Source organism: Bacillus sp. FSL K6-1012, from assembly GCF_037964915.1.
Taxonomy (GTDB): Bacteria; Bacillota; Bacilli; order Bacillales; family Bacillaceae; genus Bacillus; species Bacillus halotolerans.
The window spans coordinates 2,313,759-2,338,206 of record NZ_CP150175.1; the positions used below are offsets into that span (position 1 = coordinate 2,313,759).

Here is a 24,448-nt window from a genome sequence, read left to right on the forward strand (position 1 = left end):
TCGTTCATCTCGCTTTTTCTATTTAGTCTATCATGACTTGAAATGCAAGCCAACTGAATTTTTACATTTTGATTGTATCGCCTTTTCTCTGCCAAGAAATACATGCTTGATATGCATCTTCTATCTCTTTCACATGTTCCCCCTCTGCGTATCCTTTTACATACGTATCTCTTTGGCCCTCTATTTGCGCCAATGCTTTTTCCGCCATTCCATACTGCTGGTGTCTGACATATTCAGCATAATGAGATATAAGGCTTTCTTCTTCATTTTTAATCCAGGCCTCCGTTATTTTCATAAGCTTCGTCCGCACTGCTTCAATGAAGCCTGCTTTTCCTTTCTGTTCAAAAAACTGCTTCGGAGATTTGATTTGTTTTTGCTCCTGTTCAAAGGCACGTTCATCGATTTCAGGTTCAACTTCTTTGAGCTGTATACCGTTAGAGAGCTGATCATCCGCATAAATGGAGAAATATCCGTCTTCTTCCAAAGTTTTTTGACAGCTTTCCAGCCACTCTTCAGTGATATGCCGTTCGATGAAACCGCTCATTCGAATGTCGAGCGTTTTGATCTCTTGAATATATTCAAATTGATAATCATGTAATGCGCTTTTCATCGCCGCACTGATATTCTTTTTCCAATCTCCATTTTGAAGACCCGGATGAAATGCAGATTTTAACAAATCATTCGCAAAAAAGGACAAACGCTGTGTAATGTGATAAAGCTGCTCCCTTGTATCCTTTTTTACTTTCTCAATAATGGTTTCTGAATTGCGGCGTTCCTTGATATCAGCAGCTGCCCGCTCAAACGATAACAGAAGGCGCTTTTTTTGCGCTTCCTTTTCTTCTTTGGACTGATGCTGAGATTGATGAAGCTGTAAGACCGTCTCACATAGTTTGTCTGCTTCTGAGCTAAGCTGTGCCGCAGCCGCTTTCTTTACATCGACCTCAACAAACTGGTCTAAATGTGCTCTTGCTTTTGAGAACTGATTATGATACGTTTCCGGTTTTCCTAAGAGCTCTTCTTTACTTGACACGTAAAAGAGCTGCGGATCATGAATTCCTTCTTTTAAAAGCTCTGATCTGACATAATCCGTGACCGTTTCGAGCTCTGCTTTATCTTTCGCAAGATCAGCGGCATTAATGACAAAAAACATTTTATCCATGCTGAGCGATTCTTTCACGAGTCCCAGCTTCCGTAAAAATGAGCGGTCTCCTTTCGAGAAAGAATGCTGATAATAAGTCATGTAAAAAAACGCATCGGCATCCTTGATATATTGAAACGCAAGTTCTGTATGCCGTTTATTCAGACTGCTGGCTCCAGGTGTATCAACGATCGTAATCCCTTTTTCAGTCAGCGGGCTTTTATAATAAAAGGTCACTTCCTTTACAGCACAAGCCGTTGTCTCCTCAGCTACATACGGTTTTAATTCGGAGAGCGGAATCGTTAATATCTTTTGGGCCTGAATATATTGCTGATATTTTTCATATGCAAGCAGGAAATGACTGATCATGTTGATTTGTTCTTCTTGCAGACGCTCTTTTTTGATTGCCTTTTTCCATTTTTCCGCAAATGACCGTCCTTGTGGTTCCTCTTGCATTCCTGTGAGCTGCATGATTTCAGCTGTTATGTCACCCTCCGTCTTAAAAATGACATCCGCTGTTTTGTGAAATTTGCCGTTTACCGGTTTCGTTATTTTGTTAATCGTTGCTGTTGTCGGTGTCGGTGATGACGGCAGCACTCTTTCACCAACCAGCGCATTGGCAAATGAGGATTTCCCTGAACTGAATCCGCCAAATAGAGCAAGTGTAAATTTTCGGTCTTCCAGCCTTTTAATCCTTTCACGAAAAGCTGAGGTTTGTTTTGACAGCATACGATATCCGCCCAAGAGATCAGACAGTGTGTAAAAGCGTTTTATCTGCTCATGAAGCGGCAGCTCTTTCCCGCTTTTCACTTCTGTTTTTAGCGTCTGCTGCTTTATATGCTGTGCTTCGCTTTGTTTCTGTTCTGGAGCCTCGACCTTTTTTTTCTTCGTTCTAAACCAGTCCGGATCTATGTTTATTGGGCTTGCAGACTCCTCTTCCCAGATCGCCCACATCCGGACGGCTTTCTCACGGGCATGTTGTTCATGACTGGCCTGTTCCTGAAGATAAGCCAGCTTTTCTGATTCCTGCGCGAGCCGGCCATTGATCGATTCCCGTTCTATAGAAGTACTCTCTTTTACCGTGGCGGTAAGTGTTTTGATGATGTCTGACGCTTCAGCTTTTGCCTCTTTACGGATCAGCTCTGCCAAATCTTTTGTATATTGCAGGACATATTCAGAAGAAAATGCTGCACCTTGCTTGACTGCGCGTTCAATGATATCAATATGAAGCGGCGTGCGATAGGCCTGGATCAGCTTTTCACTTTCAGCTGATTGAATATCGAATCCCTTGGCGTGTTTATGCAAAATATCTATGATATGCCAATCCGCTTCAGCTTCCGTTCTTTTTTTCACATCAGAGAAAAACTCATTTCTCCTTTTTTCTCTTTCCTGTGCAGTCTTTGCTTTAGAAAAGAAAAAACCGGTCTTAAAAGAGGGCTCACGTGATTCTAAGTAAGCTGCTGCCAGTTCACGCATTTCAAAAGGCGTCAAATTAGCGTTTCTTAAAATTCGATTGACTTCCTCCTGCATCGTGCTTTCTGCCTCAATCGGTTTATTTGCTGCTTCGGTTGATTGAAGCTGCAGGGAATCCACCAGCCGCACTTGTTTTTCAAGCTGTTCTCCAGAACTTGGACTGTCCGTATCCTCTTTCATGAGCATCTCTGTGTGCTCTCTCAGTAAATTCTGTACTTTTTGTTCAGTAATGGAATGCAAATTTCTTTTTGAATGCTGTTCAATTCTTTTTAACTCTTTTCGCAGGATACCGATTTGATTGAATGGGTGATTCGGTTCCGTCACCGACGTAAAAAAGAGTGCATCCTTCGGAATTCCTTCTTGACAAAGCATCTCCTCCACTTGCGCTTTGTAATCTTCAAAGCGTGTCTCAGTCTCATCATGTCTGTCAATTTGATTAACGATAAAATAGACATTCGGAATGCTGTCTTTGATTGACCTAAGAAACAGTACATTTTCCTCAGAGTGGACATGGTTATAGTGTACGACGTAAAACAGCGCATCTGCCTGGTGAAGAATAGATGCCGCCGATAAAAAATGAGCCTCATCTGTTGAGTCAATCCCGGGGGTATCAATATACGCAACTCCTGGTTCAATTTCAGTATACCGGTCAAAAATTTCTACGGTTTCAATCTGCTCCCCATCCTTGCAATATTGCTGCACCTTGTCTTTATGATAGGCACCCTCCAGCTCCGCACACGCTCCGTCTGTTGTATGAAGACGAACACGCTTTTCTCCGTTTCTGATCACAACAAGGTTAGCGCTGGTCGGAATTGGACTTGTCGGCAGAATATTCTCCATTAACAGGCAGTTCAGCAATGACGATTTCCCCGCTGAATAATGCCCTGTAAACGCGATATAAATTTCTTCATCTGCGGCTTTCTTAACAACTGAAGCCAGTTTAGCCGCCCTTTTTTCATCCTGGTTCTCAATCAATTGTTCATAAAGTGCCCCAGTTTTGTACAAAAGTTCTTGTCTGCTGCGTTCTGTCATAAGTCTGAACCCCTTTGTGCCGTTTCAATTATGAATCTTTTTTGAAAGATCTGAATAAATCCCACTTCCATTTTACACAAGAATGACCCAAATTTCTTTATGAGAATAGAAAAAAGCTGCCGAAGACGGCAGCTTCTATAAAAGAAAATCTGCAACTTTTTTACAAGTTCCAGATTCTTTAAACAGATTTATTAGAGATTCCTTTCAATACAAAACCAATTAATACACTATATGTACAAACTGCCCCAAGCAAAAACAGCATTGTCATTTGCTTCACCATCCTGATTGAGAATCTTTTTCAAGTTCATTCTAACATGGATGAGAATGATATTCAATCTCTATTTTGCTGTATATTCTCGTAATGCTTGCTCCTCTGCACGTATTCTGACAGACAGCATAACGGCATTTAAAAGTGAAAACAGACACATGGTAAAGTACGCTTGATACAAGAGCGGAATCAGGATGATTTCTAATACGACAACTGTATAGTTTGGGTGCTTCAGCCATTTGTATGGCCCTTTTTTGACAAGTTCAACACCCGGAACAACAAGAATTTTTGTATTCCAGTATGCCCCCAAGGAACAAAGCGCCCAATATCGAATCGCCTGTACTGCCAATATAGCCGCTGCTATGCCTGACCACCAGTTTGAAGGCTGTTTGTGCAGCAATAGTACTTCGGCAATCAAAGACAGAAAAAAAAGAATGTGCATGGTGATGATATACGGATAATGACCCTCTCCGAACTCTATCGCACCGTGTTTTTTCACCTTTTGTTCGTTGCGTCTCGCCACAGCCATTTCCGCTGCTCTTTGAGCAGTGAGCACAGTGATTAGCATCCAAAACATGAGTTATGCCCCCTTTTCCCAGCTGAACAGCAGCAATTCTGATGAAAATCCCGGCCCCAATGCACCGATCAGCCCCCGTTCTGCTTCGTTTTTGCTTCCGTTCTGCAGATGGTGGTCGATTACATACAGAATGGTGGCTGATGACATATTTCCGTGTTTTTTAAGGATAGTTTGCGAAGACGCAAGCTGCTCAGGTGACAGTTCAAGACATTTAATGTATGCATCAATGACTTTTTTTCCGCCTGGATGAGCCAGAAAGACCGTAATATCGCTGAATGAAAGCTGATGTCCATTCAAAAAAGTCTGGACATTTGTCTTCAGCCATTTTTCAACCAAAGTCGGAATATCCCTTGAAAAAATGACTTTGAAACCATGATCGGTAAAGTCCCATCCCATAACATCTTCAGATTGTTTCATCAATACAGACTGCGAATCCGATATATTCGGCAAAAGCTGGAGCCTTGTCAGCCGGCGGTCCGCCTTCTCCCCGCATAATAATGCCGCTGCAATGCCATCCCCAAAAAGTGATGTGCCGATCAAATTGCTTTTCGTTTTATCTTCAGGCTGAAATGTCAGACTGCACAGCTCAGCAGCAATGACAAGAACAAAAGCCTCCGGATACGCTTTGCAGTACTCAGCAGCGCGCGCAAGCCCGCTCGCCCCTCCTGCACAGCCGAGTCCCCAAAGCGGAATTCGCTTCGTATAAGGAGAAAACGGGAGTTCATTCATCAGCCGCGCCTCAATGCTTGGTGTGGAAAGGCCCGTGCTGGAGACGAAAAAAACAGCATCCACTTTTTCATAAGGAATGGGTTCTTGAAGATAGGCTTCATTTGCGAGACACTTTTGAACAGCACTGACGCTATGCCTGAGTGTTTCCTCTATATAAATTTGATTTTTTTCTTCGAAGCTGTGCCCTCCTTTATACCATTCAATCGGTCTCACAAATTGTCTCGATTCAATTTGCCCGTTTTTAAAGGAGGTTAACAGCCGTTCTATATCTTTAAAGGATTGCTGAAACATATATCTTGCAAACTCCGCCGCCTTTTCTTGATTCACATCATTCTCAGGAAGACTTGTCCCGATCGACAAAACAAACGCCATTTGATCACCTCTTAGCATACATTGTGCCGCAACTTTCTTTTTTATATGCAAAAAACCCCGCCGAAGCGGAGTTTACACTGCTGTTTTTTGCTGATTGACATCAGCTTTCTGTTCTGTTTTTTCAGTTTTCGAAAACATATTATATATCACATTCAAGACAACAGCTGTAAAGCTGCCGGCAACAATGCCGTTTGTTGTAAGAAGCGTTAAGGCACTTGGAAGCTGTTTAAATATGTCCGGCACAACTGTCACACCGAGCCCAAGCCCCACTGAGCAGGCAACGATCAGCAGATTTTCCTGCTTTGCAAAATCAATTCGGCTGAGCATTTTGATGCCATAAGCAATGACCATTCCAAACATGGCCACCATCGCTCCGCCTAACACGGCAGATGGAATGATTGTCGTAAAAGCAGCAATTTTGGGAAACAGGCCAAAAGCCATTAGAAGCACGCCTGTCGCCACAATCACTGTATTTTTCTTGATTCCTGTCAGCTGGACAATACCGACGTTTTGAGAAAATGCAGTGTAAGGAAATGCGTTAAATATACCGCCCAGCAAAACAGCAAGTCCTTCTGCACGATATCCTCTGGATAAGTCCTTTTCTGACAGACGGCGGTTGGTCAAATCGCCTAAAGCAAAGTAAACGCCCGTTGACTCCACAAGGCTGACGATGGCAACGATGGACATTGTAATGATAGGGGCCGCATGAAAAGACGGTGTGCCGAAATAAAACGGCTGAATCATTTGCACAAAGGCAGCGTCTGAAACATTATCAAACTGAACTTTCCCCATAAAAAACGCAATAAATGTCCCGATCAAAATACCGATCAAAATGGAGATGGACTTGATAAATCCTGTTGTAAAGCGGTATAGAAGCACGATGATGCTCAAAACGATAAAAGCTAGAGCGAGATTAGAAAGATCACCGAAGTCTGGACTGCCTTCCCCGCCGGCTATATTATTCATGGCCACCGGCATAAGCGTAATGCCAATGATGGTAACGACAGAACCTGTAACGACAGGCGGAAAAAACGAGACGAGTTTTCCAAAGAAAAAAGAAATGAGAATCACAAGAATACCTGAAGCGATAATACTTCCATAAACGGCAGAAACCCCATATTCGGAGCCTATCGTAATCATTGGTGACACAGCTGTAAATGTGCAGCCAAGCACAACTGGAAGCCCGATGCCGAAAAACCGATTGCTCCAAACTTGGAGAAGTGTAGCAACACCGCACATAAAAATATCAATCGACACCAAGTAGGTCAGCTGCTCCGCCGTCAGCCCCATCGCCTTCCCCACAATCAGGGGAACGACAATGGCGCCGGCGTACATGGCGAGTACATGCTGGATCCCTAGTGACAGCGTTTTGCCGAATCCGTTTTTCATGAACGAACCTCCTGTACAAAGGATACTTTTCCTTTTTCTAAAGATTCAATTCTTGCCAAAGATTCCACCCGATAGCCAAGCTTCACAAGTTCTTCTCTTCCCGGCTGAAACGATTTTTCAATGACAATGCCAAGTCCCGCGACAGAAGCTCCAGCTTGCTGTACGATCGATACCAGCCCAAGTGCGGCTTGTCCATTTGCCAAAAAGTCATCAATAATCAAAACGCGGTCCTGATCTGACAGATGATTTCCTGATACTGCGATTTGGCTTTCTGTTTGCTTCGTAAAGGAATAAACAGACGATGTCAGCAAATTGTCAGTGAGCGTTAAAGACTTATGTTTTCTCGCGAATACGACTGGCACACCCATTTGTAAACCAGCCATTACGGCCGGAGCAATTCCGGATGATTCGATTGTAACAATTTTTGTTACTCCGTCTTTTTCAAATCTGGCGGCAAACTCGTCACCGATTTTCTTCATGAGCAGCGGATCAATTTGATGATTTAAAAAAGCATCCACTTTCAATACCTGATCTGATAAAACGACGCCCTCTTCCTCTATTTTTCGTTTCAGTGCTTCCATCCTGTCATACCTCCGTTTAGATAATAAAAAAAGCATTACCCGCTCAAAACAAAGAGCAAGCAATGCTGAAATAACAAAAAACCGTACACGTCCGGTCTCATTGCTCACTCATAGTCGGACATTTACGGTGCCCGGTAGAAACTTGCGTGCCATATCCACGCGATTATATGAGTGTTCCTATCATATTGTTACAAATTATATCAAGATTCTAAAGTCTTGCATAGACAAAAATAAAAATTTCCGAACTTTAATTCTTTTTTTAAAAAAATCATTCGTTTTTTATGAATATTTCGATAATAAATTGAGCCTGACGTTTGAGACGCCAGGCTTTTTCATTAAGATAAATACAGATTTGAGTATTTATTTTGCAAATAATCAATCAGGTAGCGTACATTCAGTTCTTCACCTGTTGCTTCTTTAATAATGTCTAATGGCTTTTTCCGTTTTCCGTGAATATGCACTTTTTCCGTCAGCCATTGTTTAATCGGATGAAACTCTCCTCTTTCCAAGAGAGTATCAAATTCAGGCAGATCATCGAGCATTTTATGTTTCAGCTGCGCTGCATACATATAGCCAAGTGCATACGATGGGAAGTAGCCAAAATCTCCACCCGCCCAGTGAACATCCTGCAGGATTCCCTCTGCATCCTCAGAAGGAGTAATACCTAAATAATCCTGATATTTTTGATTCCAAAGTGAAGGCAGTTCTTCCACAGATACTTCATTGCTGAAAATCGCTTTTTCAATTTCATAACGGATAATAATATGCAAAGGATACGTCAATTCATCCGCTTCAACTCTGATTAATGAAGGTTTTGATTCGTTGACAGCCCTAACAAAATCATCAAGCGATATGTTGCCGAACTGTTCAGGAGACGCTTCTTGTATTTTCTGATAGTATGGTGTCCAGAAATGCTTGTTGCGTCCAATAAAATTCTCGTAAAATAATGATTGAGATTCATGAATTCCCATTGAAGCACCGTCTGATAAATTCGTCCCGCTCAGCGCTTCGTCAATATTTTGCTCGTAGATCGCGTGACCGCATTCATGAATTGTGCCGAAAATAGCTGTCCGGAAATCTTTTTCATCATATCTCGTCGTCACCCGAACATCCCCGCGGTTCATTGTTGTCGCAAATGGATGAACGGTTTCATCAAGCCTTCCGCCGTCAAAATCGTAGCCGAGCTCTTGCAGGAAATAAAGGCTGAGTTCTTTTTGTTTTTCCTTAGGGAACACTTCACTGATAAAGCTTGTATCCGGTTTATTCTCTGAGGCTGACACTTGTTTGATAAGAGGAATGATCGCTTCTTTCAGCTCAGAAAACAGCTGATCAAGCACCTTGACCGTCACACCTGGTTCAAACAAATCAAGCAATGCATTATAAGGATGCTCTTCATAACCCCAATATTCAATAAATCGTTTATTGTATTCGATCAGTTCCTCCAAATAAGGGGCAAACAAGCTGAAATCAGATTTTCCTTTCGCTTCCTCCCATGCTGTTTCAGCCTTTGAACAAAGAATAACATATTCCCTGTATTCTGCTTCAGGAATTTTTTTGTTTTCTTCATACTCTTTTTTCGCCAGCTCTACAGCCTTTTTCGTATCTTCAGCCAAATCATCAAACCGTTCATAAAGCGCATCAATAAGCTCCTTCATCCGATCTGATGTCTGGATATTGAATATATCTGTCGAAAGCTGACCGATGCTTTCAGCGCGGTCCTCTGAGCCGTTTTTCGGCGCGCCTGTTCTGGAGTCCCAATGCATCAATGCAACCGCTTCACTATAATGTGAGATTCTTTTTAAAAGATCAAAAAATTCCTTTTCGTATGTATGTATCTCCATATCCATTCCCTCCCTATTCTAGCCGTTCCATTACAGGCTACTGGAAGGGTGTTTGAAAGTCAAATTGTTTGTATAAAAGGCTGCCGGTCTAGTTATCGGCAGCCTTCATCACTCAGTTTATCGTCATTTGATTGTTTGGCGGCGGTGTTTTTCGTTTTTTTGCATTGATTTTTTTATCCGCCCACACTGTTGCCAGAGGTGTTAACAAAGAGGTGACAATAACGCTTGTTGCAATGATTGCAGTTGCAGATTCAGCAACGGGTGCAAACGCAGAATTCGCTTCCGCTAAGGCGTATGGCACGGCGACGGCCGCTCCCGCTGTTGATGAAGCTGCCACCCCCGCAACACCATCTCCCCGGGCAATGAAACGATCAAGCAAATACAAGGAGCCGCCGGATAAGATGACAACAGAGACACCGACCAAAATGCCTAATAACCCTGACTGAATCAGCATTCCAAAATTTAAAGTGTTCCCAAGTGAAAATGCAAAAAACGGAATGATTGCCGGCACTACCTTGCTGAATAAGTCTCTCAGATCATGATCAAGATTTCCAAGTATGCAGCCGAGCAAAAACGGGATGACTGTTGCCGCCAGCGTTTCCCACGGAAAAGCAGCCAGTCCGGTAACACCGAATGTAACCATGGTCATAAAAGGTCCAGATTCTGTACTGATAAACGCGAATGCGCCGGCATCTTCTTTCCTGCCCATATGATTCATGAGCGCCAAATAGAGGCCGCCGTTCGTTTCATTCATCACTGCAACAATGGCTAGAACAGAAAGACCTGCAAAGAATCCGGATTGTATGCCTTCATTGGGTATAAATTGAGCCGCAATCACACCGAGCAGTGCCGCAAACCCGATCTTTCCCAATAATAAGGTAATCCCTTTTCTCGCAATATAGCCTGAAGAACGGAAATCAATCGTCGCTCCAACGCAAAAGATAAAAACGCCTAGTATGGGAAGGGTTCCTGTAATAAGCGCACCCGTAAACCCTCCAAAAAACTCTGCTGTTCCAGGCGCAAACGTATTAAGCGCTGCTCCCAGAAACAGCGGAATAATCATCATTCCGCCAGGTACCCGTTCAATTGTCGCTTTGATTTTCATATATATTCTCCCATCCTCCGGTTATGGAAAAACAATACCCCTTATGTGGCTACACTTGGAAAACAGCCTGTAAATCCTCTTTTGAACAGCTTTCCAGCTGGCTTCCGACTCCGACGGCACCTGCCCCTGCCTTGAGCCATTCCGGAACCTCAGACGGATGGATTCCGCCAGTCGGTATAAAAGTAACCTGCGGGAAAGGGCCCGCTAAATTGTTCATAAAAGGGATGCCGAATACACCGCTTGGAAACAGCTTTAATGTAGTGAATCCGCATGTCAACGCTTTCATAATTTCGCTCGGTGTCAGTACGCCAGGGATATAATGCGTCTTCATAAACGATAGGTGTTCAGCAAGATCTGTTGAAAAACCCGGACTGACAATAAATTGTGCTCCTGCTTCCGCAGCTTCTCCCGCCTGCTGCGCAGTGATGACCGTGCCCGCTCCGATTAAGACATCTTCCCGATTTCTGTAGGACTCAATAATAGCAGAAGCTCCAGGTGTCGTATAAGTGACTTCAATTGCCCGAATCCCTTTATCTATCAAACTCTCAATCTGCTGACAGGCCTGCTGTTTATCCTTTGAACGAATGACTGCAATCAGCTTGGCTTCTTTCAGACGGTTTTCTACTACATTGGACTCCATATTAACAATCCCCTTTCTTGTGGTGAACTGTTCTTTGAGCAGATAGAAATGCGGCTAATTTTTCCCTTGTCGGCAGACCGTCCATGTCCCCCGGTGCCTGAACTTGCAATGCGCCGATCGCATTACCCCTTTGCACTGCATCCTTGTACGGCAAGCCATCAAGAATTCCGCTGATGACGCCGACAGCAAATCCGTCTCCGGCGCCGACTGTGTCAACAACCTGATCAACCCGGAAGCCTTCTGTATATCCTTCACTTTCCTTTGATTTAAAGTAAGCGCCTTCTTTTCCAAGTTTAATAGCGACAAAGCTGACACCTTTTTTCAGATAAAAATCTGCAATGCCTTCAGGCGTTTTTTTACCAGTCAATAGCTCTCCCTCTGCGATTCCAGGGAAGAACCAATCCGCAAGTCCCGCCAAATCATTAATCGTATGTGCCATTGTAGCTTGATCAGGCCAAAGTGCGGGTCTTAGGTTAGGATCTAATGAGATGGTTTTTCCAGCCTGTTTCATGTCTTTCATCACATAATAGGCGAATTCTTTCATATCGGCGGACAAAGCCGGGGGAATACCGGTAACATGCAGATGGTCTGCGCTTTGAAAATAGTCTCTTGGGTATTCAGCAGCTGTTAAAGTGCTTGCAGCCGAGTTCTTCCTGTAATAGGTTACCTCAGGGTCGCCTTCTTTCACTTTGGACTTTAGCAGCAGCCCGGTTGGATTGCCATCCTGAGACCGGATCACGCGAGACACATCCACTCCCTCTTTTTTCAGCTCCTGAAGAATAAATGTTCCAAGCTGATCATTGCCGACTTTGCTCATCCAGCCCATTTGAAAGCCAAGTCTGGCCAGGCCGCAAGCCACATTGCTTTCTGCCCCGGCCAGTCCTTTTGAGAATGTGGAAGCTTCATGAAGGCCTCCGTACTCATTTGCGTAAAACATGGCCATCGATTCGCCGAAAGTAATCGCATCAAGCTTCATTTCCCAACCTCCCCTTAGTTGAGGGCACCTTGGATTAAAGTGACTTTCTCATGATGACTTTTGCCTCTAATTCGATGGTTTGAGGCGCTCCCTCGTCACCTTCAATCCTTTTTAATACGCGTTCCATCGCCGTCTTGCCCATATCATGTGACGGCTGGGCGATTGTTGTAATGCCCGGGCCGATGAGTTTATACCATTCCGTATCATCGAATCCGGCAATCCCCGTATCTTCGGGAATGCGCAGCCCTATTTCTTCCATACAGCTAATAATTTTCAGCATAATCAACCCATTTAAAGCAAGAATCGCTTTTTTTTGCTCAGGCAACTCATTCATAAAAGAGCACAGCGCCTTCTCAAGCTGCTCTTTGTCTTTGACGTCAATTTCATACATTCGCCTGAGTCCATTCACATTTCGCACCGCAGCAATCTCCTGATAAACAGCCGCTCTTTCCGCCCGGGGGCTGATGGATGCAATCGGTTCAGTAAACAGCGCGACATCTGTGTACCCTTTTTTGTAAATCTGCTGAAGGATCTCTTCAGTTATCCTTCTGTTGTCAGTCGTTACGGTATCCAGTTTCAGATCCGGCAATTTGCGGTCAATTAATACTGTCGGCACCTGCTGTTCGGCAAAGGAATATAAAATATCCTTGTTTTCCCCGGTTGCATTCAAAATCAGTCCTTCTACAGAGTGTGCTTCGAGCTTTAGCAGCATTTCCCGTTCTTTTTCAGGACTGTTATCAGTGTTGCACACCATTATGCTGTAGCCATATTGATCACAAACCTCTTCAACTCCCCTAAATGCTGCGACTGAAAAGGGATTTGTAATGTCGGCAACAACAAATCCGATTAATTTGCTTTTTTTTATTTTCAAACCTTGTGCCATTTTACTCGGCCGATAATTCAATTCAGTGATTGCCTTTTTTATGTTTTTTACCTTTTCAGGAGAAATCGCGTCAATTTTCCCGTTAATATAACGAGAAACAGTTGATTTTGATACTCCTGCAAATTCAGCTACGTCTTTGATGGTGATATGGCCTGTTGTTTTCTTTTTCATTCAAGTGCTCCTGTATCGTCTTATAATTTGAAACCGATTTCAAAACCGTTACAACACAAGAATACCATATTTTTTAAAATTGAAAAGTATTTTTTTAATAATGTGCTTATTCACAAAATTTCGGTTGACTCTTTTCTCTATTTATCCTAAAATTTTCTTTGAAACCGTTACCAAAATATTTTCATTCATGATGCTGAAATCCTAACCAAGGGGGAAATCCAATGGAAAATCGTTACTCTGTACACCCTGAACAAGTAAAACGCTTTACAACCGAGGAGCTTCGCAGTCATTTTTTAATGGATACGTTATTTACGGAAAATAAGCTGACCATGTATTACTCCCATGAAGACCGCGTTGTGATAGGCGGTGCAGCAGCATCCGGACAGAGCGAACTGAAGCTTGATGCCGGAGACTTTCTTAAAACGGACTTTTTTCTGGAACGGCGTGAAATCGGTATTATTAACGTCGGCCAGCCTGGTGCGGTTAAAGTTGGCGATGATGAATATGTGCTTCAAACAAAGGATTTTCTATATATCGGGATGGGCAATCGGGATGTAGCATTTAAAAGCCTAAACGGAGAAACAGCAAAGTTTTACTTCGTCTCCTCAGGCGCGCATCAAAGCTATCCGACGCAAAAAGCCGCTCTTTCTGAACTGAAACCGGACCGGCTCGGTGACGCAGCAGCATCAAATGTAAGAAGCTTGTACAAAGTCATTCATCAAGATGGCATTCAAAGCTGTCAGCTGATGATGGGGATCACGATGCTAGACGAAAACAATAACTGGAACACCATGCCAGCACACGTTCATGATCGCCGGATGGAGGCTTATCTCTACCTTGATCTTGAGAAGGATTCGAAGGTTTTTCACTTCATGGGTCAGCCGGATGAAACACGCCACCTTGTCGTCGGAAACGAGCAGGCTGTCCTTTCTCCTGCCTGGTCCATTCATTCTGGCGCAGGAACATCTAACTACAGTTTTGTATGGGCGATGGCTGGTGAAAACTACACATTTACGGACATGGATCTTGTGCCAATGGATGGGCTGAAATAAGATGAGTTATCTGCAAGAGGCATTTTCATTAGAAGGAAAAACGGCACTGGTGACAGGGCCGGGTACGGGAATCGGCCAAGGAATCGCCAAAGCGCTGGCAGGCGCCGGTGCTGATATTATCGGCACATCACATAAAAGCAGCCTCTCTGAAACACAGCAGCTTGTGGAACAAGAAGGCCGCACATTCACTACCTTTACATTGGATATGAGTAAGCCTGATGCAATAAAGGATACAGCGGCTGAACTGTTTGAAACACAGCAAATCGACATCCTTGTCAATAACGCCGGGATTATTCACCGGGAAAAAGCGGACACTTTCGCTGAAGAGAATTGGCATAACGTGCTGAATGTGAACCTAAACAGCTTGTTTATCCTGACACAGCTGGCGGGCAGACACATGCTGAAAAGAGGCCATGGGAAGGTTATCAATATTGCCTCTCTCCTCTCTTTTCAAGGCGGCATTCTTGTTCCAGCCTATACAGCAAGCAAACATGCCGTTGCTGGTTTAACAAAATCGTTTGCAAATGAGTGGGCCGCTTCCGGCGTACAAGTTAACGCGATAGCGCCTGGCTATATATCAACTGCCAATACACAGCCTATCCGGGATGATGAAAAGCGAAATGAAGACATTTTAAAAAGGATTCCTGCCGGCCGCTGGGGCAAAGCTGATGATATCGGCGGGACGGCTGTTTTTCTGGCATCTCGCGCTTCTGATTATGTCAATGGACATATTTTAGCAGTAGACGGCGGCTGGCTTGCCCGCTGACAAAATGAAAAAGCTGATGATCATGGATCATCAGCTTTTTCGTGATTACATCATATGCGGTTCAACAGGTAAGACCTTTTTCACTTCATCAATGATGCGTTCATTTTCTCCGTCCGCATAAATATGAATCGAGCCGCTGTCTTGATTTGAGCGAATCAGACGGCCAATCCCCTGCCGCACTCGCAACAGCATATACGGAAGGTCAACCTCTTCAAACGGGTCTTTTCTCGCACTGTTGCGTTTTGCCGTAAATACAGGGTCATGAGGCGGAAACGGCAATGACCAGATCGTGACATTCTTCAATGCGTCACCAGGAATATCAAGCCCTTCCCATAGGTGAACTGAACATAAAACCGTTTCCTCTTCCCCTTGGAATTTTTCTACTAAGCTGCTGATTTCCTCGTCGCCTTCAAAGTAAATCGGATACGGCAGCTCCCAAGCAGCTGCGAGCTCCTTAAACTCGTTTAATTCCTCAAAAGACGGGAAGAGCACCAGCGTTCTGCCTTTATAGTGCTTAATTGTCTCTATTGTTTGAGCTGTTTTTTGTTCTGCGCTCATTTCTGTTTTCCCATAAAGGGTAACGGTCATTTGTTCGTCATAATCATAAGGAGAATCAACCGTTAACGATAAGTAATCGTGAATCCCCAGACTGTCCGCAATATAGTCAAACGAACCGCCTTCTGACAGCGTTGCAGAAGAAAAGATATACGGAATTTTCTTTGAAAACACTTTCTCGCCAAGCACTTCTGCTACTGTTCTCGGCATCACGACAAAAGTGGATTCCGCTTCCTTTTGCTCCAGCCAGCTGATCGCATCTTTTTGATATAAAGATAATGAATACGCCATTTGCTCAACGTATTCCTCTACGACTGACAGCTCGTATTGATCAATGGTGTACATTTCTGACTCAAATACGAGTGCTTCACCAATTTTATCAAGCAAACGGCACAGCTCGTCCGCCGCCTTTTTGACACGCTGATCATTCTTTATTTCCAAACGGTGCGACCCGGCAACTTCTCTTGATTCTTCAGAAAGAACATAGAAAAATTCGTCGTTTGCAGCAAGTGCGTCTTCTATCAATTCAGCAAATTCTTCTCTAATGTCATTTTGAAGCAAACGTTCTAAAAATAATTCAAGAGTTGATTGCTTGACTCTGTAGGTTAATGCTTTTTGCGCAGCAAACTCTAACAGATGCCCTTCATCAAATACAACCGCACTATGATCAGGCAAGAGCGGCAGCTGTCCCTCCCGTTTGCGCGATTCTTCCGTCCATACATGTTCCATATAGAAATCATGAGAACAAATGATCAAGTCTGTTGACTTGCGATAATAATCTCTTGATAGCGTCAAGCCGCATCTATGTCTCATATCACATGTCAGGCAATCTTGAAACGAGTCGTAGCTTACTTGCGACCATTCTTCATTCGAAAGGTTAGCGTACTGCTTTCGGTCACCATATGGATAAAACCGCTGCATGGCCTGTGACTCATGGACAAATGACGGTAAAGCTTCATAAAGATCAAGCCACTTTTCATCATCAGATCGCTGCATTGTTTTTTCAAGCTTTTTCAAGCAAAGATACTGCTCATGTGATTTCGATAGCCTTGTGTCAATCTTAAGATCCAAATGTTCAGCCAGCTTCGAAATGTCTCCCTCTTTTTTCACGAGCTGTTCGATTAGCGTTTCATCAGCACAAGCGATAATAGCGGGTTTTCCGACATATCTTGCATAGCTGATCGCAAAAAGAAGGTAAACAAGTGTTTTCCCCGTTCCTACTCCGGCTTCGGCAAACATGACTTTTTTCTCTTTAAACGCCCGTTCCAGCTGAAAAGCCATGAACACTTGCTCATCTCGAAGATCAAACCCTTTTTCGGGAAGAATATCGTAAAACACGTCACCAATCCAATTGTTCAATTCTTCATAAAAATTCTTTGTTTTTGTTAAAGAAAAAGGCAAACGTGATGTTGTCACCCAGTTCCAACCCCCAACTATTCGGCATTCAGACCATCAATATTATCATTTCCCGCCGCTGAATACAATAAAAAACTTGGCAGTGCCAAGCTTTTTGTGACTTACTTTCGGTTGATCACATGCGAGGATAAAAAAGGATGGTCTGTTGAATGAATATGTTCCACCGCTTTTTCTAAATTATTTTGCGCATGTGAAATCACAGACGGAGACGCATCATCAGCTCTGAGCTCCTTCAGCTCGTTTGCGGTTGCGTCAAGCGCCCTTTGAATGAGATTAAAATGTTCGCTGTTCAGCATGAGATCACCTCTAATTGAAATAATCATCATTGTATGCGAACTTTTCATTTTATATACATGCTTTCCGCATGTTATCACTGAAATGTGCACAAACTACATCCGATACTCCGTCATGGACTATCCGTCTTATCAACAATATTCTATCAGGGAGTGATGTTGACATGAGTTATAAAGACCGATTAGATCAGCATTCTGAACTGTTTCATCACAATTGGACGCGGCCTAAACGTTCTAAGTCTCAAGTAAACGGTCACACCGAAATGTCCCAAACCAACATTATATTAAGAAGTAACGCGAAAGCGCACCGTTGGTAACGATAGAATATGGCTGAAAGATGAAAGAAGACGCATCCAGAGCGTCTTCTTTTTATGCGTGTTCCGTTTTATTACGCTGAGGTCTTACTTTAGACCAGTACTGATAGTAATCCGTCTTAATAAATCCATTAAAGAGCTTTCGTTTCTTCGTTGCTTTTCTTCCATATGCTTCCTCAAAATTTTCATTTGAAGTCAGCATATACACAGACCACGTATCAAGCGGTTCGAACGCCTGTCCCATTTCTCTGTACATCTGCTCAACGGCTTTTTTCTCGCCGAGACGTTCTCCGTACGGCGGGTTTCCGACAATCACGCCAAACTCATGTTTTGTAGTGAAGTCCTTTACCTGCATTTGTTTAAATTCGATTAATTCGCTCAGTCCCGCTTCCTCTGCATTTTCTTTTGCGATTTGTACCATGCGGTGATCTACGTCACTGGCGAAAATCGTAAGCGGCTGATCATAGTTTGCCTTTTCTTCGACTTCAAGACGTGCTTTGTCCCACAGATCTTTACCGATCCACTCCCAATCCTCTGAGACAAAATCGCGGTTAAATCCCGGGGCGATATTTTGGCCGATTAATGCGGCTTCAATCGCGATCGTTCCGGAACCGCAAAAAGGATCGACAAATGGACGGTCCGGAGTCCAATTTGTTAATTGCACCAAAGCGGCAGCAAGCGTTTCTTTAATGGGCGCTCCTCCCTGATCCACGCGGTATCCCCGTTTGTGGAGGCCTGTCCCTGACGTATCAAGTGTAATAACCGCCTGATCTTTCAATAAAGAAATTTCCACCTTATATTCGGCGCCTGTTTCTTCGATCCAGTCATTGGCTTTGCCGGACTGCAGCTTCAGCTTTTCAACAATCGCTTTTTTGACGATCCGCTGACAGTCGGGAACGCTTGCAAGTGTTGATTTAACGGATTTACCGATGACAGGGAATTTCCCGTTCTCCGGTATAAATGAACGCCAGTTAACCGCTTTCGTTTTTTCAAACAGCTCATCAAATGTTTTTGCTTTAAATGTAGCAACTTGAGCTTTTACACGGTCCGCCGTTCTCAGCCAAAGATTCGCACGGCAAATCGCAAGCGCATCCCCTTCGAAGATAACTTTTCCGTTATCAACCTTGCATTCATATCCTAAGTCACGAACTTCTTTTGCAACTACAGCTTCAATGCCCATCGGCGCTGTTGCAATTAGTGTATACTTCTTCATCGTATCACCCTGTCTTTTAAAACTTTTCTCTCATCAAGATAAAAGCTCTCCTTATACGGGAGAGCTTGATTTCATCATTTAATTTAATGGTCTAACGTTCTGTAAGCCATGTTTTGTTCCATCGTACTGCAATCGGCTCATCACCTCGTACTCAGGCGGCAATCATCTATCTACAGAAAGCATTCTGTCCTTCTCTCCGTTGAATTCCGTCAAGAAGGTTCCCCTACCAAAATTTGGGTTTCTCGCTCGAGGGGTTTACCGCGTTCCACTCTCACCATTTCTAGTGAGACTTCGTCACTGTGGCACTTTCAAGGATACTCAGCCATATCCAAAAGACGTAGGCTTTTTTCCTGCCGTCAGCCTATCAAGGCTGCCCTAGCTTATGACTTCGCTAGGCACGAACACTACGGGCATCTCAGCACCGTGCGAGCATGGACTTTCCTCTACAGATTCAAGATCTGCAGCGATTACCCGAACGTTAAGAACATGAATTATTATATAACAATTGATTGTCATTTACAAGCGCCATTTTTTACAAGCGCAGATCAATCATAAAGCTTGCTGCCAAAAACATGCTTTTCTAAGTTAGACAGCCGTTTTAAGATATCAAAGTTCGTTGTGTTTGATTGCACTGGCTGTTTTTTGCTGGCTTCTTCAAGCTGTTTTTTCAGCTGCAAATTTTCCTGCTGCAGTTCTTCAATTTCTTGATGGAAGGTTTCATAATCCTTAATGATCATATCTAAAAATTTGTCAACGTCTTCTTGTTTGTAACCTCTAACGCCTGTTTTAAATTCTTTTTCCAAAATGTCTTTCGCAGAAAGCTTTACTTTATCAGCAAGCATCTTTTTCACCTCGTATCGTGAATCATCATCTTATATTTTTTCAGAAATCTGTACGATTGTCAAATTTCTCTTTCTTTGTTATGAGAAGCTGTCTTCCTCTACTGTCACTCTCAGATCATCCATTGTGATAAAGTAGATCGGATAGCCATCCTGTTCGCGTCTTTTTTCAGCTGTCTCAAGCATATACTTTGGGGAACCTGCCATTTCAGAGTCATATAAAAGCATAAGCGCGTCAGACTTATCAATGAAGAACTGATTTTTTTGTTTAAACTGAAGCGGGCTTTCATACGGACGATGAGTCAGGCTTTCCTCGTAGTCCGCCTGGGCCAGAACAGCTTCATACAGTTCCTTATTCGGCTCTTTCCAGTTCTTTTCCTGCTCGTAAAATGGTGTGATGACAGCAACCTTTAAGTCAGGGTATTCTTCTTGCAAATCATATGCAACTTCGGCCGACCAGAGTTCCGTTCCAAGCTGCCCTGAAATTAAAATCCATTCTAATCCTTCATCCAAAAAAGCAATCAGCCGGTTCTTAATGGCTTTTTTTATGTAATACAGCGCCTTGTCATCCTGTTTAAATATCCCGAGTTCAAACGGTTTATATCCTGTTATTGCTAATACTTTCATCTTTTCACCTGCTTTAAAAAATGGGGCTCCCATTGGGCCCCATTTGATGTGCTGCGTTGGTTTACACCATCAAGCTGCACGTTTCCATACTAGTAATCGCAACAAGGTCTTCCTGCTTGAAAATGCTGATGCGTAGCCGGATCAACATTTGAGAAAGTGTGTGGAAAGTAGTGAACGTGCTGGAAATGCTGGTGATTTACGTTTGTTGTGTGCTGTGGGTGAATGTGCGGCACGATTGTTTTTGAAAACGTATGGTGTTCACAGCAATGAGTAGGATGGACAATCGGCGCCATCATGTGCGGTCTGCAGTGATGCATGATTTAAATCCCCTTTCCATAAACTTTATTACAATACTAAGCTATGAAAAATAGAGGGTACATGTTCTGATGCAAAGACCTATTTTAAAAGTGTGCAATTAAGCTGTCTTTAAAGTTTGAAAATACGAAAGCAATCAAAAACACAACGACGAAGAACAAATAAAAAACACCCTTATACATACCAACTCTCCCTTTAAAAATAACTAACGTCATTTTACAGGATTCGCCGGTATTCTACAACAAAATCGATGTGAATCCAGCAAAAAAATTTCATGGCGAAAGAAGTCGTCTTTTGCGCTTTCCCGGGGAATATTTAAGAGGAATATTTCCTCTTCAGACGGGCAATTCTCACGTGCAGATTTTCCGTTTCTTTTTCTGATAAGGATGCCTCATCGGCAAGTAATTGTTCAGCTGTATGTAAAGCTTTCCCGAATTCCTTTTTCTTATGCTCAAAATATTTCGCAAGCTCTATCGCTGAAGTGTACCTGCATTTCTGGTGCTGAGAATGGAATAGTTTCTCCCAAAGCGGGACTGCATCTTCTAGGCGGTTTTGTTTTTTGTACAGCATTGATAAATCTAAAAGAGCTCTGTCTTTATTTTCAAATGACTTTTCTTTAAGTCTTTCAAGCTGATTGACTGCTTGGCCTGTTTCCTTATGGGCCATAAACCATTTCGCCATTGCGTAAGCTTCATCATGCTCTTTTGGCATATCAGAAGCGGAAAGAATTTTCTTTGACATATGAATGTACAGTGAAATTAACGACAGCACATCCATCTCGTTATGGTGCAGCACACCCTTTAAAAGATCCGGTTCCTGTGCCTTAATAAAATGAAAGTACAGCATCGGTGCCAAATAGCCCGGGGTGTCTTCTTTTCTGCGTACGCCGAGCTCTTCTTTTTCAACTGAGCCAAGCGACACGCGTTCCATTTTGTGCTTCCACAAACGCCTTGCTCCATGCAAGAGGTCAAAATGCCCGAATTCCGGGAGCTTCGGAACTCTGTCACGAATCAGTGTATGCCTTGTTTTTACCTGCGGCCAATCAAAAGCTTTTCCGTTGTAGGTAACAAGTGATGTAATATCAACCTCGCTTAAAAAGCTCTGATACAAGGCGACTTCATTCCCCGGTTTGGGCAGAAGATGCTGTTTGATTACCACTCGATCTTTATATACCCTTGCATGGCCGAGCAAAAAAATCGTATTGCCGGCTCCACCGCCAAGACCTGTTGTTTCTGTATCAAAGAAAAAGAGGCTGTTGTTTTCATATCCTTTTGCAGATAGTGTATGCGACAGGCTGCTTTTATTCCATAACGCGATGACTTCATCAAGCTCGGAAAAACAGTAATGTCCGTGCCGATGGGAGAGCGGATATTCTACTTCCCTGATCAGACAGTATTCATCCTCAAAGAAGAAAGGCTTCACGCCATAAGCCTCCCACTCTTTAAGAAACGGTATATCAGAGCGAATGTCTGAGGTCCCATTCTCTTCTATCTTGTGTTCTGCTTCCTCCAGCACCATATGCTTTTTCATACGCTGGAGTTTTCCTTTTAACGACATGCCTAACCTCCTTTCCTTATGACATTTGGTCCAACAGCTGCAAAATTCGTTCCTTGGCTTTTATTCCTTCTATTTCAGTACCTATACAAGACGGACAGCCATCATGACAAGGACATTGTTTTATCAGCCGCTTAGCCGCTTTATTAATGTCAGCAAACCGTGTAAAGACTTCCTCTGCTAAGCCGATTCCGCCCGGATAATGGTCGTACAAAAATACCGTTGGCAAACCGGTATGGGCAGCTTTGATTTGCGAAACGACATGGACATCATTTCGGTCACACATAATATACACAGGGACAATATGCTGCAAAACATTCGATATGCCGAGAAGCAGCTGTTCGAGTGTCTTTTCTCCAATGTCTTCATCAATTGTTTTGATTTCAAGCCAAGCCGCACTCGTGTGGAGTTCTTCTTCCGGTAAATGGATAGGGCCTGATCCGATATTTTCAAAAGTAGTCATCTTAATCTTTTTAAAAATAGTGGGCAATGCATTTACCGTAACATCGCCGTAATGTAGGGATGTACGGCTCCTCTCTTTTGTTTTGTCAATTTCCAGCACCTTCAGCTGGACTGCCAGATTGGCATCCGTGTAATATTCCACATCAACTCTTCTGACATAAGCCTTTTTATGATCCCAATCAAGCTTTTCCACTTGGAATTGCACGCCTTCATGCAAATAAATCGCTTCATCATGAAGAAGCGTCATCGCACTAAACCGATCCATTTCACCGATGATTCTCACATTCGCAATATCCGTTTGATCGACAATGACCACATTTTCTTGTGAAGCCGAACGCAGACTGATATTGGAAGCAGGAAACGATTCGTTTGCCCAATGATAACGTTCCCCATTGCGGTGCAGGACACCTTCTTCCTGAAGGTACTCGAGAATATCACTGACGTCCAGCGGCCCAAACTCTTCATCGGCTTTAAAAGGAAGTTCATAAGAAGCACATTTTAAGTGATCAACTAAAATAATTAGATTCTCTGGGTTGATTCTTGCAGATTCCGGCGAACGGTTAAAGAAGTATTCAGGATGGCGCACAATATACTGGTCAATCGGCGTTGAATTAGCCACCATGACAATCAAGGACTCACCGTGCCTTCTGCCGGCTCTTCCCGCCTGCTGCCACGCACTTGCCACACTTCCGGGATAACCAGTCATGATACAGACCTGCAGCTGACCGATATCAACACCAAGCTCTAAGGCATTCGTACTGACAACTCCTAAAATCTCGCCTTCTCTTAACCCTCTTTCGATTTCTCTCCGCTCTTTCGGAAGATAGCCTCCCCGATAGCCTCTGATTGACTTTGTCCCGATCTCTTTTTTCACAAGCTCTTGAATATGGCTTAAAATAATTTCCACCCGGACTCTGCTTCTGGCAAAAACAATGGTCTGCACTTTGTTCTTCAGGAACTCTTTCGCCAGCTCGTTTACTTCTACTGTTGCGCTTTTTCTGATGTTAAGCGGCTGATTAACAATTGGCGGATTATAAAATACAAAGTGCTTCCGTCCGCTTGGCGCTCCGTTGTCATCGACCAGCCTCATTGAGTTTCCGGTCAGCTGCTCTCCCAATTCCTTTGGATTCGCGATCGTTGCCGAGGTACAAATAAAGATCGGGTCACTTCCATAAAACCGACAGATCCGTTTCAGCCGGCGGATTACATTTGCCACATGGCTTCCGAATACACCGCGATACGTGTGCAGCTCGTCTATCACAATATATTTAAGGTTTTCAAACAGACTCACCCATTTTGTATGATGCGGAAGAATGGCCGAGTGGAGCATATCAGGGTTTGTAATCACAATGTGCCCTGCTTTTCTGACTTTTTGTCTGATCGCTGGAGATGTATCTCCGTCATATGTAAAACTTTTAATATCAATGCCCATCTCATCAATGATTTCATTGAGTTCACTTTTTTGATCCTGAGCCAGCGCTTTAGTAGGAAATAAATATAACGCCCGGTTTGTATCGTCCTCAGCGATAGATTGCAGGACAGGCAGGTTGTAGCATAATGTCTTCCCGGATGCCGTAGGCGTTACAGTTACAATGCTTTCACCTTTTTGCACATATTGAAAAGCGGCATATTGGTGGGTATATAAGGCATCAATTCCTCTTTTGGAAAGGGCTGTTTTGAGTCTCTCATCTATACGTTCAGGCATCGGTCTTGTCCTTGCTTCACGAGGCTCAATTTCATGCCAGTTCACAACGTTTTCATTTCCTTTCAATTCAGAAATGAGTTCAGTCAGTGATTTCTTTTTCATTCTTTACACCTCTTTATCAAGTACAGTTTACCGAATATTTGTTTGCATGGCTAGGTGCAA

23 protein-coding genes, 1 other RNA gene and 1 riboswitch are annotated in these 24,448 nt (G+C 43.3%); of the genes, 3 read left to right on the top strand and 21 right to left on the bottom strand.

The window, feature by feature from the left end; translation table 11 throughout:
• Positions 1-61: 61 nt before the first annotated feature.
• The 11 genes from NSS75_RS11790 to NSS75_RS11840 form a co-directional block, all read right to left on the bottom strand.
• On the bottom strand, positions 62-3,643 hold the full coding sequence (locus NSS75_RS11790) for a dynamin family protein (protein WP_339233181.1): 3,582 nt from the start codon (positions 3,641-3,643) through the stop codon (positions 62-64).
• A 178-nt stretch (positions 3,644-3,821) separates the two neighbouring features.
• A complete protein-coding gene (gene fbpC / locus NSS75_RS11795; protein ID WP_100069434.1) occupies positions 3,822-3,911 on the bottom strand; it encodes a Fur-regulated basic protein FbpC in 90 nt (29 codons plus the stop codon).
• A 70-nt stretch (positions 3,912-3,981) separates the two neighbouring features.
• A complete protein-coding gene (locus NSS75_RS11800) occupies positions 3,982-4,488 on the bottom strand; it encodes an isoprenylcysteine carboxyl methyltransferase family protein (RefSeq protein WP_326231171.1) in 507 nt (168 codons plus the stop codon).
• 3 nt (positions 4,489-4,491) lie between these two features.
• Positions 4,492-5,589 (bottom strand): type III polyketide synthase, encoded by a 1,098-nt coding sequence (locus NSS75_RS11805; RefSeq protein ID WP_339233184.1) that lies wholly within the window; start codon positions 5,587-5,589, stop codon positions 4,492-4,494.
• Between the two features lie 72 nt (positions 5,590-5,661).
• A complete protein-coding gene (gene pbuX, locus NSS75_RS11810; RefSeq protein WP_103671784.1) occupies positions 5,662-6,978 on the bottom strand; it encodes a xanthine permease PbuX in 1,317 nt (438 codons plus the stop codon).
• Positions 6,975-7,559, bottom strand: a complete 585-nt coding sequence (gene xpt, locus NSS75_RS11815; protein ID WP_059336603.1) for a xanthine phosphoribosyltransferase — start codon at positions 7,557-7,559, stop codon at positions 6,975-6,977. Before xpt ends, pbuX begins: the two co-directional genes overlap by 4 nt.
• Positions 7,560-7,650: 91 nt before the next feature.
• Positions 7,651-7,750, bottom strand: a riboswitch (purine riboswitch).
• Between the two features lie 144 nt (positions 7,751-7,894).
• Positions 7,895-9,400, bottom strand: a complete 1,506-nt coding sequence (locus NSS75_RS11820) for a carboxypeptidase M32 (RefSeq protein ID WP_339233187.1) — start codon at positions 9,398-9,400, stop codon at positions 7,895-7,897.
• A 112-nt stretch (positions 9,401-9,512) separates the two neighbouring features.
• Positions 9,513-10,505, bottom strand: coding sequence for a 2-keto-3-deoxygluconate transporter (gene kdgT, locus NSS75_RS11825; protein WP_339233189.1), 993 nt, complete (start codon positions 10,503-10,505; stop codon positions 9,513-9,515).
• 49 nt (positions 10,506-10,554) lie between these two features.
• The gene (gene eda / locus NSS75_RS11830) at positions 10,555-11,145 is read right to left on the bottom strand and encodes a bifunctional 4-hydroxy-2-oxoglutarate aldolase/2-dehydro-3-deoxy-phosphogluconate aldolase (protein WP_339233191.1); all 591 of its coding nucleotides are present in this window, start codon (positions 11,143-11,145) and stop codon (positions 10,555-10,557) included.
• A gap of 1 nt (position 11,146) precedes the next feature.
• Positions 11,147-12,121, bottom strand: a complete 975-nt coding sequence (gene kdgK / locus NSS75_RS11835; RefSeq protein ID WP_024121816.1) for a 2-dehydro-3-deoxygluconokinase — start codon at positions 12,119-12,121, stop codon at positions 11,147-11,149.
• A 34-nt stretch (positions 12,122-12,155) separates the two neighbouring features.
• Positions 12,156-13,175 (bottom strand): LacI family DNA-binding transcriptional regulator, encoded by a 1,020-nt coding sequence (locus NSS75_RS11840; protein ID WP_216394072.1) that lies wholly within the window; start codon positions 13,173-13,175, stop codon positions 12,156-12,158.
• A 221-nt stretch (positions 13,176-13,396) separates the two neighbouring features.
• On the opposite strand from NSS75_RS11840, the gene kduI reads away from it, so the two are divergent.
• Positions 13,397-14,227, top strand: a complete 831-nt coding sequence (gene kduI, locus NSS75_RS11845) for a 5-dehydro-4-deoxy-D-glucuronate isomerase (protein ID WP_216394071.1) — start codon at positions 13,397-13,399, stop codon at positions 14,225-14,227.
• A gap of 1 nt (position 14,228) precedes the next feature.
• Positions 14,229-14,993, top strand: a complete 765-nt coding sequence (gene kduD / locus NSS75_RS11850; protein WP_095713151.1) for a 2-dehydro-3-deoxy-D-gluconate 5-dehydrogenase KduD — start codon at positions 14,229-14,231, stop codon at positions 14,991-14,993.
• 45 nt (positions 14,994-15,038) lie between these two features.
• Here kduD and NSS75_RS11855 read toward each other — a convergent pair whose 3' ends face one another.
• Both NSS75_RS11855 and NSS75_RS11860 read right to left on the bottom strand, forming a co-directional pair.
• Positions 15,039-16,964 carry an ATP-dependent DNA helicase gene (locus tag NSS75_RS11855; protein ID WP_095713152.1) on the bottom strand — a complete coding sequence of 642 codons (1,926 nt, stop codon included), beginning with the start codon at positions 16,962-16,964 and terminating at the stop codon, positions 15,039-15,041.
• 101 nt (positions 16,965-17,065) lie between these two features.
• Positions 17,066-17,260, bottom strand: coding sequence for a hypothetical protein (locus NSS75_RS11860; RefSeq protein ID WP_024121821.1), 195 nt, complete (start codon positions 17,258-17,260; stop codon positions 17,066-17,068).
• 161 nt (positions 17,261-17,421) lie between these two features.
• Between NSS75_RS11860 and NSS75_RS11865 the strand changes: the two genes are divergently transcribed.
• Positions 17,422-17,574: a YpzG family protein gene (locus NSS75_RS11865; RefSeq protein ID WP_003153548.1), complete on the top strand. Its 153-nt coding sequence runs from the start codon at positions 17,422-17,424 to the stop codon at positions 17,572-17,574.
• Positions 17,575-17,626: 52 nt separating this feature from the next.
• On the opposite strand, the gene NSS75_RS11870 is transcribed toward NSS75_RS11865, so the two are convergent.
• The 8 genes from NSS75_RS11870 to mrfA all read right to left on the bottom strand — a co-directional run bounded on the left by NSS75_RS11870 (position 17,627) and on the right by mrfA (position 24,388).
• Entirely contained in the window at positions 17,627-18,784 is a 1,158-nt protein-coding gene (locus tag NSS75_RS11870) for a class I SAM-dependent RNA methyltransferase (protein WP_339233196.1), read from the bottom strand.
• 97 nt (positions 18,785-18,881) lie between these two features.
• Positions 18,882-19,263, bottom strand: an RNA gene (gene rnpB / locus NSS75_RS11875) — RNase P RNA component class B.
• A 66-nt stretch (positions 19,264-19,329) separates the two neighbouring features.
• The gene (gpsB, locus tag NSS75_RS11880; RefSeq protein ID WP_010334692.1) at positions 19,330-19,626 is read right to left on the bottom strand and encodes a cell division regulator GpsB; all 297 of its coding nucleotides are present in this window, start codon (positions 19,624-19,626) and stop codon (positions 19,330-19,332) included.
• A gap of 78 nt (positions 19,627-19,704) precedes the next feature.
• Entirely contained in the window at positions 19,705-20,250 is a 546-nt protein-coding gene (locus NSS75_RS11885) for a DUF1273 domain-containing protein (protein WP_024121823.1), read from the bottom strand.
• 89 nt (positions 20,251-20,339) lie between these two features.
• The gene (cotD, locus tag NSS75_RS11890; RefSeq protein WP_081638329.1) at positions 20,340-20,567 is read right to left on the bottom strand and encodes a spore coat protein CotD; all 228 of its coding nucleotides are present in this window, start codon (positions 20,565-20,567) and stop codon (positions 20,340-20,342) included.
• Between the two features lie 84 nt (positions 20,568-20,651).
• On the bottom strand, positions 20,652-20,780 hold the full coding sequence (locus NSS75_RS11895) for a hypothetical protein (RefSeq protein WP_003230707.1): 129 nt from the start codon (positions 20,778-20,780) through the stop codon (positions 20,652-20,654).
• Between the two features lie 100 nt (positions 20,781-20,880).
• Positions 20,881-22,122: a ribonuclease H-like domain-containing protein gene (locus NSS75_RS11900; RefSeq protein ID WP_339233197.1), complete on the bottom strand. Its 1,242-nt coding sequence runs from the start codon at positions 22,120-22,122 to the stop codon at positions 20,881-20,883.
• A gap of 16 nt (positions 22,123-22,138) precedes the next feature.
• Positions 22,139-24,388, bottom strand: a complete 2,250-nt coding sequence (mrfA, locus tag NSS75_RS11905) for an ATP-dependent helicase MrfA (RefSeq protein ID WP_339233199.1) — start codon at positions 24,386-24,388, stop codon at positions 22,139-22,141.
• Between the last annotated feature and the right edge of the window lie 60 nt (positions 24,389-24,448).